This is a genomic window from Sphingobium sp. Ant17 (assembly GCF_000588875.1).
GTDB lineage: Bacteria > Pseudomonadota > Alphaproteobacteria > Sphingomonadales > Sphingomonadaceae > Sphingobium.
Genome location: NZ_JEMV01000193.1, coordinates 1 through 1666, shown reverse-complemented (window position 1 = coordinate 1666; position 1666 = coordinate 1). Strand labels below are relative to the sequence as shown.

Annotated in this window: 1 protein-coding gene and 1 pseudogene; both read left to right on the top strand. The window is 54.9% G+C overall.

The features are described 5' to 3' along the window. On the top strand, nt 1-482 hold a 482-nt coding region (locus BF95_RS25365), incomplete at its 5' end, for an isopenicillin N synthase family oxygenase (RefSeq protein WP_161774453.1). A 506-nt stretch (nt 483-988) separates the two neighbouring features. Further along, a pseudogene (locus BF95_RS25360) lies at nt 989-1666 on the top strand (alcohol dehydrogenase catalytic domain-containing protein); the annotation flags it as partial.

Genomic DNA, 1666 nt, shown 5'->3' with positions numbered 1-1666 from the left:
TGCGCGGCTACGAGGCGATGGCTATTCAAGTCCTTGACGATGGATCGCAGCCGGACCTGAAGGAAGGCTTTATGGCAGGCCGAGATCTGGGACCTGGACATCCCTATGTCGTTAACAAAGTCCCATATCACGGGCCTAATCAGTGGCTCGCCGACAAAAAATGGCTGCGCCATTCAACTGAGCGATACATTGAGACGATGCGTGCGCTCGGCACCCACCTCGCCGGAATTCTGGCATTGTCGCTCGATCTGCCCGAAGCCTACTTCGGAAAAGGCTGTGACGAGCCGATGGTGACGACCCGCTTACTCCACTACCCGCCACAGATGGGCGTCGGCGAAGGTAATCAACTTGGTGCGGGCGCGCACACAGATTGGGGCCTCCTAACCATTCTGATGCAGGACGATGTTGGCGGTTTGGAGGTGCAGAACGCCGATGGAGACTGGGTCAACGCACCCCCCGATACCCGACACATTTCGTCATAAATCTCGGTGATATGGTGCCCGTGCTCACCAACGGCCTTTTATCATTCCAATATGCACAGAGTTTTTCAATAGGTCGCCGGAGAAGCACAGATACTCTGTGCCCCACATTTTTTTCGATCTGGACTATTTTCTATCGGATCAAGGCAGTCCCCTACCTTGAAAATCTGCTGAAAAATAGTGTCGAAAGTTTACGGTCGGGGGAACATATCGCCAATATGTATCGCAAGACTTACGCGCTCGAGAGCAGGGCATTAGCGACCGTTCAGTAATCACTCAAAGATCCAGACCCCCACGCGGTTATGCTTAGCATCTGCGGGGGCCGCTAGAACATTGTCGGACAAAGGTTGTCCACTTGAATTTTTAAAAACGCGGTCTCTCACCGTTTGGTGTCCTCATTTCGAGAACGGAGGATGCGAAAATCTGCGCTAGTATACGACGCATGGTAGTGCGAATGACTGAGCCATCAAAAACCTTTCTATGCATTGTCATCAAATCGGAGAGCTTGAATGAAGACCCGCGCCGCTGTCGCGTTTGAGGCGAAGAAGCCGCTTGAGATTGTCGAAATCGATCTGGAAGGACCGAAGGCGGGCGAAGTGCTGATTGAGATTATGGCGACCGGGATTTGTCATACCGACGCCTACACGCTGGACGGCTTCGACAGCGAGGGCATCTTCCCCTCCATCCTGGGACATGAGGGCGCGGGCATCGTGCGCGAGATCGGTTCCGGAGTAACGGCGGTGAAGCCCGGCGACCATGTTATCCCGCTTTACACGCCCGAATGTCGCCAGTGCAAAAGCTGCCTTAGCGGCAAGACCAACCTATGCACCGCTATCCGTGCGACGCAAGGGAAGGGCCTTATGCCCGACGCACGACCCGCTTCAGTTACAAGGGTCAGCCGCTCTTCCACTATATGGCTGCTCTACCTTCTCGAATTTTCACCGTGCTACCCGAGATCGCGGTGGCTAAGATCCGTGAGGACGCACCATTCAAGACAAGCTGTTACATCGGCTGCGGCGTTTACCACTGGCGTTTGGCGCGGTCCTGAACACTGCTAAGGTGCAAGTCGGTGACAATGTCGTCATCTTTGGCCTCGGCGGAATCGGGCTCAACGTGCTGCAGGGCGCGCGTATGGCGGGTGCCAACAAGATCATCGGCGTCGATATTAATCCTGATCGGGGAGGAAT